Source organism: Phytohalomonas tamaricis, from assembly GCF_003012345.1.
Lineage (GTDB): Bacteria > Pseudomonadota > Gammaproteobacteria > Pseudomonadales > Halomonadaceae > Phytohalomonas > Phytohalomonas tamaricis.
Genome location: NZ_PVRV01000011.1, coordinates 1 through 362, shown reverse-complemented (window position 1 = coordinate 362; position 362 = coordinate 1). Strand labels below are relative to the sequence as shown.

General features: G+C 50.3%; 1 tRNA gene. It reads right to left on the bottom strand.

Annotation, left to right across the window (positions count from 1 at the left end):
• Positions 1-239: 239 nt before the first annotated feature.
• Positions 240-315: transfer RNA gene (locus C3Z11_RS00050), tRNA-Ala, on the bottom strand.
• Positions 316-362: the final 47 nt, after the last annotated feature.

The window sequence follows — 362 nt, the reverse complement described above, 5'->3', positions numbered from 1 at the left end:
CAAAGGGTCTGATCATCGATTGCGTTCGATTCGCCGGATACGCTTGAGACGTATCTCTAATTGCCATGACGTTAAGCTTCACGACACATGACGCACTTCCGAAGAAGTGATGTCATGGTGTTATGCCGTCATGGACTTGGCATCAGCATGATCCACATTGTTAAAGAGCGTACTGTCCAAAGAACAGTGATAAGTACACACAAATGCACTTGTCACTAGTCTTTCATCGAATTAGGAGATGGTGGAGCCTAGCGGGATCGAACCGCTGACCTCCTGCGTGCAAGGCAGGCGCTCTCCCAGCTGAGCTAAGGCCCCTTTATAGTGGTGGGTCTGGGCAGATTTGAACTGCCGACCTCACCCTT